The following is a 6,617-nucleotide window of genomic DNA, read 5'->3' as shown; positions in this document are numbered from 1 at the left end:
ATACATCAACTACTACAACCATGATCGCATAAAAGCAAAATTAGCTGGTTTGAGTCCCATTCAATACCGGACTCAAACCAGCCAATCAGCTTCCTAATAAAAACTCTAACTTTTAGGGGTCACTACCTATTCGGGGTTTTTTATGTTTCCTGACCCCGAAGTTACTTTATAATCAAATTAACGACAAAGAGCGGGGTTGAAAAACATGACGAAGATAATGTTTACCGAAGCACAAAGAAAAGAGTTAGCGTCCAATCCGAATGTCCTCAAGGTGACTGATCGTTCCATCACCTATGCACCAGCCTTCAAAGTGAAGGCTGTGAAAGAAAACCAAGAAGGAAAGAGCCCGTCTCATATCTTTGTAGACCACGGCTTCGATGTAGCGATGATTGGCGCCAAGAAGCCCAAAGAGTGTTTGAAACGGTGGCGCAAGATATTCCATGCGTACGGAGAAGATGGGTTCTATACCGAGCGACGGGGCAAAGGTTCCACGGGGAGACCTTCCTCGAAACATCTTTCTTCGGAAGATCAATTGAAGAAGGCAGAAGCGCGTATTGCATATCTGGAGGCAGAGTTGGATTTTGTAAAAAAGCTCGACGAACTCGAAAGGCAGGCGAAGAAGAAGAGATAACCACCTCAGAGAAATTTCAACTCATGGAACGAGTCCTCCGGACTCATAGTTTCCCCCATATGATCCGGTATTTTTGTGAGGTTGCCCAGGTAAGCCGGTCCGGGTACTACAACTGGTTGAAATCAGAGGGGGCCCGTCATCAGAAGGAACAGAAAGATGAGGCGGATTATGAAATCATCAAGAAAGCGTTCGACCGGCGTCAGGGCAGAGTCGGAGCTCTTCCCATCAAAATGATGGTGGAGAACGATGAACACGTCGTGATGAACCATAAACGTATTCGACGCATCATGAAGAAATATAACCTGAGGTGTACTATTCGCAGAGCGAACCCTTATAAGCAAATCGCGCAAGCGACGCAGGAACATCAAACATGTGACAATAAACTCGATCGTCACTTCGATCACGAGGTACCACAACGCGTCCTTTTAACAGATATCACGTATCTCTATTATGCGAAAGGACAGAAGGCTTACCTTTCGGCCATCAAGGACGGGGCGACCCGTGAGATTCTGGCTTACTATCTATCGACCTCTTTGAAGATGGATATCGTCTACACGACTCTTGATAAGTTAATGGCACGGGAAGATTTCGTCCCTCATCCCGATTGTCTGATTCACTCGGATCAGGGCATGCATTACACGCATCCTGCGTTCCAGAAAAAAGTGAAGGACCTGGGGTTGTTACGCCAGTCGATGTCTCGAAGAGGCAACTGTTGGGATAATGCCCCCATGGAATCCTTCTTCGGCCACATGAAAGATGACATCAACTTCAAAGCCTGTTTGTCCCTCTCCGAGGTCCAACAAGCCATCGACGAATACATGGATTATTACAACAACCATCGATACCAGTGGTCCTTACAAAAAATGACCCCGGCTCAATACCGAGGTCATCTTATAGCAGCCTAGCGCTTTTTATTAAACTGTCCATTTTCAGGGTTACAGTTCAATATGTCCGGGGGTTTTCATATGACAGGGACGTTTCTCAGACTTAATTTCATTCAGGCGAAAGTATCAGTTTCTCTCCCTCGTCTTCGTCCAGCAGTGTACTATGGTAGTCTCCATCCACCCAGTCACTATACTGGTTGTGATACCATTTACTGTTAAAACGCTCCGACTGCCCTGGCCCAACTATGTGGTATCCTTTACCCATATCATTCGTATCGATGATAAAGCGCCAGGAAGCTCCATGGTCCACTTTACCACTTCCGTCATATCCGGCAGCTCTTACTGTAACCCGGCTGCCACTGACCGGCAAAGGTTCTTTCCGGTTATAAAACTTATCAAGAAAGGCTATATTCGAAAGAGGGTGTGTGAACTCCACCTGATGATAATCACCCCACGCCCACTCCTCCGGATTCTTTCCGTAATCCTCTTGAAGTTTAGCGTAGGAGTCCCGAAAGGCTTGTGTAATCACTTCCCCGCTCCCTCCTTCCTCCTTCATCCATACGGAAGTTCCGCCTTCTCTTTCCATACGGAATATTTCATCCGTCGTCTGTGCTTTCCCGTGAAATAACGAATCGATATCATCGGGGAGACTTGCGTACAGCCGATCCTCTATTTCGTTTATCCAGTGATGGAAGAGCAGTGGCTGAGGAGCGTCTTCGTTATCCTCGTAATTCCACTCCTCAAGTAATTTCAAAGCCTCTGTTTCTCCTCCGCTCAGATCACCCGTGTTCATCTCTTCCAGGAAGAATGGGACAAACTCCTCGGCCTGCAGATTTTTAACGTCCATCTGCATTTTCTTCACATCTTCTACGCTTACCTCGTCATCTTCCATAAGCATCTCAGCTATCCGTTCATACCTGTAAGGCTGGGCCCAATTGTTCGTAATATGATAAGGATAGTCCTCCGTAGTTATTTTATTGTTCGCTGTAGCTATCCACCCCCTGTCCGGGTTGACAACTGTCGGTAATTCATCAAAAGGAATGAAACCTTTCCACTGATCTTCTTCTTTCCATCCCCTTAGAGGAAGACCGGCATCGTCCGGGTTATCATAAACAGGGATCTTTCCATTCGCTTTATACGCTATAGTACCGTCATTTGAAGCGAACACGAAGTTCTGGGCAGGGGTATGAAAGTTTTCGAGTCCTTTTTCAAACTCTTCCCAGTCCGAAGCCTGGTTGATGTTGAGGATGGCTTCCAGTTCTTTCGAGGGGTCATGTGCCGTCCAGCGCATGGATAATGCTTCTTCCTCTCCGGCTCCTTCTGCGAATTCATTAATGATCGGCCCGTTTCTCGTTTCCACCACTTCATATTCTATCGTTTCCCCGCCACTTACTTCTATCGGTTCCTGATGCACCACAGCATCCTCCCACTGCCCTTCGAACAGAAACTGTTCAGGATTTTCCGGATTTCTTTTCTCGACGTACAGCTGTTGCACATCAGGGCCGACGTTTGTCACACCCCAGGCTACGTCATCATTATGTCCGAGGATGATTCCCGGTACCCCTGCAAAAATAACACCGCTCACGTTGTGGGAAGGGGCACTCAGTTTCATCTGATACCAGATCGAAGGGCTGGCGATGCCAAGGTGAGGGTCATCAGCAAGAAGAGGTTTCCCGGACTCCGTTCTCTCTCCGCTCACCACCCAGTTGTTGCTGCCATTAAAAGGATTAGGCATGACTGCCTCAGTAAAGTCTCCCGCTATATCAAGATTTACGTCATCGAGCACAGCCGGTTTATTCTCCGGGTAATGGGCCATCACTTCGGAGGCCTTCTCTTCAGAAAAATTATTCATCGCATAATAATGGAAAGCCTGACGCTCCCAGTGCCCGCCAAGGTCATGTGCCATAAATTTACCTATTGTCAGAGAATCCACCGGTGTCCACTTCTCAGGTTTCGCCTGCAGAAGTGTGAATGCCGGGGGAAGCCTGTTTTCGGAATCCGCTTTGTCGATGTAGGCATTCACTCCCGAAGCGAATGCCTCCAGAGCCGCCTTTCCTTCTTCGGAATATTCTTTTAAAGATGCTTCGGCAGCTCTCCGTAATCCGAGCGCACGAAAAAACTTGTCCTGCTCCACTGTGGAGGACCCGATCAGCTCACTCAGTTCGCCGGAAGCCTGACGACGGGAAAGTTCCATTTGCAGCAGGCGGTCCTGAGCCTGCACGTATCCTTGAGCCATATATAAATCTTCGACGGACTCCGCTTCTATGTGAGGAACGCCTTCCTCGTCCCTCAGAACAGTAACTTCGGAAGATAGCGCTTCCAATTTAAGCTCTCCTTCCGTATCAGGAAGCGTTCGCTGGATAAATACTATAATAAACAGAGCTGCCGCCAGAATTAATACACCTGCAATGACGGCTGTTCGAGTCAATATTCTCTTCCAACCCGGTTTTTTCATTTTTTTCTTCCCCCTTTTACTACATTATAGTCAGTGTTCTTACAAAAGAACAGAATATTTTGGACCTTCACACCTTTGAGGAGTACAATGACAGTCAAAAGGAGGCGCATTTATGGAGTTTGTTCTATGGTCGCTTATTATCGTATTGTTTCTCAGCAGCTTTGTAAGTCTCATTTTCCCCATCATACCCGGACCGCTCGTATTGTGGGCCGGTTTCCTCCTGAGTATCTGGCTGGACGGTCGGCTGTCCGTCTGGTTCTGGGTGGGTGCAATAATTCTTACGGTTTTACTAATCGTATCTGATATGGTGGCAAACAGTATTTCCGTCAAGAAATACGGGGGAAGCAAATGGGGAGAAGCCGGAGCAGTCGCAGGTGTCATCGCCGGTTCGTTCGTCATACCTCCTTTCGGAATACTGATCGTTCCTTTTGTCCTGGTTTTCGTTATCGAACTGAGTATTGAAAAAAACGCCCGTTTCGCTTTCCGCGCAGCTGTCGGAACGCTTATCGGTTTTCTCAGTGGAACTGCAGCCAAGTTTATAATTCAGCTGCTTATGATCGGGTGGTTCATCTTTTCATATTTCAACTGACATAAAGCATTTTATACATAAAAATTCCGGTCCCGAACGCATCAGGACCGGAATTCTTATATTCGCAATAACAATTTGTGCCGCCGGGACATTAACAGACTGATTACGACGGCACTCGCTATAAAGGAAGGGAGCATGTACCCGCCGTTATACAGCAGAGAATAAATCCATACCGGCTGACCTTCTGCAAGGTAGCCGAAAAATACCATGCCCGCCGCAAAATGAGTGACGAAACGCAAAGCACTCCCGATGAATGTGCCGATAATTACATACATAAGAACGTGTTTTACGTTATTGTTCTTCGCACTTGCTTTCAGTTGGGAAGACACCACTCCTGCAACCCCGATAATGGCGAAAGCTACAATGTAGTCGAGAAAAGCCTGGACGGGATGCACGATGAATGCGCCCGTAAAAAACTGAAAGAAACCGAACAGTAAGCCTGTGATCATACCGCCCGATACGCCCCAACGGAACGCCATCAGAATGACCGGTATCATGGCGAATGAGATGGATCCTCCCTGGAACCATAGCTTAATGGATAAAAAAGGAAGAACATCAAGCAATAGAGCAATTGCTGCAAATATTGCACCTTCCACGAGAAAAAGTACGCGCTGTTGTTGCATTGTATATCCCCTTTCTGAATACACAAAAGAAGCAATGCCTCAAAGGGAAGCTTTCTGATGAAGGCTCCCACCTTTTAAGCATTGCTCATCAAAAAAGCCACCATTCCTGCGTCAGTACTAACTGACAGGTTCGAAGGGTCTGGACTTGCGTCCACTCTCAGCCGCCGGCTCCCCTTGAAGGCTCTATTCTCCGTGTTTTGTTACTTTCTATCATAACGTACTGATCAGAAAAGTACAAATTCAATTCTCCTTGGCATTGATATACCTTTCAAAAAACTCCAGACTTCTTTCGATAATCAATTCCTGATCATTATCAAGAGTTGCCACGTGGTAACTGTCTTCCAGAGGAACAAGTTCTTTTCCTTCCGAAAAAACCATGTCGAATATCGTCTGACTGTTCTCCGGAGGAACTACGTGATCTTCTTCGGAAGCGAAAACTAAAAGAGGAGCTGACACTTCGCTTAACTGCTCGTGCACTTTAGCCATGATGTTCGTCAGATGGTTAAGGGAACGGACGGGTGTTTTGTCATAGGCTAGTTCAGCAGCTCCTTCTTTTTTGATATCGGACCCTATTGCATCAATGAAACGGGATTCAGAATCCGCCAGGCTGCTCATGTCAGGTACATCGATAGCCGGATTTATAACCGCCACTCCATCCACCTCTCTCGTGGAAGCCAGATAAAGACTTAACGTTCCTCCAAGAGACAGGCCGGTGACGAATACACAGTCACATCGGTTCTTCACCCATTCAAAAGCCTCTTCCGCCGAGCGGATCCAGTCTTCTGCAGTGGATTCTTCCATATCATAAGGAGTAGTTCCATGTCCCTTGAGCCTCGGACAGGCTACCGTATACCCATGTGCTGTATAGGCATCCACAAGAGGTTTCATACTCTGAACTGTACCTGTAAAGCCATGTAATACTACGATTCCTATTTCGTTCCCTTCGTTATATACAGCTTCTGCACCCTCCATTACGTTCTGATTCATCCCTTCCATCCTCCCTGTCTATTATAGAAATACTGTTTCTTCACTCCCGAACATGAATGTCCCCGGATATCCTGGACATCCGGGGTGAATCTCGTACATGTTTTAAGTTTGTCAGTTGACATTAAACTGTGTCACTGCAGCCTGACCTTCCAGGTAGAACGCCTCCACAGAATTTGTATAAACGGCGACGCCACTTTCGAGAAACCACCATCTGTCACGCTCGAGCTGCTTGGTTATAAATTCAGTAGCTTCCCTTTTGGTCATTTCCTCACTGATTTCCAGTTCATGTTTCACTTCACGTCGACTATCCAGCAATAACACCATATGCCAATTCTTTTTAGCTTCTTCGGCCATTGTTACATCCACTCCTTCATATGTAGGTTTCCAAACATTATTACCCCTAATACGTACAAATTAATCATAAAATATTAAATTTCTGTACCGCCGA

General features: G+C 46.6%; 7 protein-coding genes and 1 riboswitch. Of the genes, 3 read left to right on the top strand and 4 right to left on the bottom strand.

Translation table 11 applies throughout. The features are described 5' to 3' along the window. Together CKW00_RS03235 and CKW00_RS03230 are read left to right on the top strand one after the other, a co-directional pair. On the top strand, nucleotides 1–97 hold a 97-nt coding region (locus CKW00_RS03235; RefSeq protein WP_143544219.1), incomplete at its 5' end, for an IS3 family transposase. Nucleotides 98–205: 108 nt separating this feature from the next. Then, nucleotides 206–1,536 (top strand): IS3 family transposase gene (locus CKW00_RS03230; RefSeq protein ID WP_095821355.1). Its coding sequence is split into 2 segments (ribosomal slippage): nucleotides 206–578 and nucleotides 578–1,536, totalling 1,332 coding nucleotides; the frame shifts between segments, so codons are not numbered across the junction. 88 nt (nucleotides 1,537–1,624) lie between these two features. On the opposite strand, the gene CKW00_RS03225 is transcribed toward CKW00_RS03230, so the two are convergent. Then, complete coding sequence (locus CKW00_RS03225) at nucleotides 1,625–3,970, bottom strand: penicillin acylase family protein (RefSeq protein WP_095821354.1); 2,346 nt, start codon at nucleotides 3,968–3,970, stop codon at nucleotides 1,625–1,627. Between the two features lie 112 nt (nucleotides 3,971–4,082). Between CKW00_RS03225 and CKW00_RS03220 the strand changes: the two genes are divergently transcribed. Continuing rightward, nucleotides 4,083–4,559: a DUF456 domain-containing protein gene (locus CKW00_RS03220; protein ID WP_095821353.1), complete on the top strand. Its 477-nt coding sequence runs from the start codon at nucleotides 4,083–4,085 to the stop codon at nucleotides 4,557–4,559. A gap of 56 nt (nucleotides 4,560–4,615) precedes the next feature. Here the strand turns inward: CKW00_RS03220 and thiT are convergent, their stop codons facing one another. From thiT to CKW00_RS03205, 3 genes are all read right to left on the bottom strand, one after another. Next, nucleotides 4,616–5,182 (bottom strand): energy-coupled thiamine transporter ThiT, encoded by a 567-nt coding sequence (gene thiT, locus CKW00_RS03215; RefSeq protein ID WP_095821352.1) that lies wholly within the window; start codon nucleotides 5,180–5,182, stop codon nucleotides 4,616–4,618. An 86-nt stretch (nucleotides 5,183–5,268) separates the two neighbouring features. Further along, a riboswitch (TPP riboswitch) is annotated at nucleotides 5,269–5,367 on the bottom strand. Between the two features lie 55 nt (nucleotides 5,368–5,422). Further along, complete coding sequence (locus CKW00_RS03210) at nucleotides 5,423–6,169, bottom strand: alpha/beta hydrolase (RefSeq protein ID WP_095821351.1); 747 nt, start codon at nucleotides 6,167–6,169, stop codon at nucleotides 5,423–5,425. A gap of 111 nt (nucleotides 6,170–6,280) precedes the next feature. After that, on the bottom strand, nucleotides 6,281–6,523 hold the full coding sequence (locus CKW00_RS03205) for a hypothetical protein (protein ID WP_095821350.1): 243 nt from the start codon (nucleotides 6,521–6,523) through the stop codon (nucleotides 6,281–6,283). Nucleotides 6,524–6,617: the final 94 nt, after the last annotated feature.

Source organism: Salimicrobium humidisoli (genome assembly GCF_002295105.1).
Lineage (GTDB): Bacteria > Bacillota > Bacilli > Bacillales > Halobacillaceae > Salimicrobium > Salimicrobium humidisoli.
This window is presented reverse-complemented; position numbering and strand designations above follow the sequence as displayed.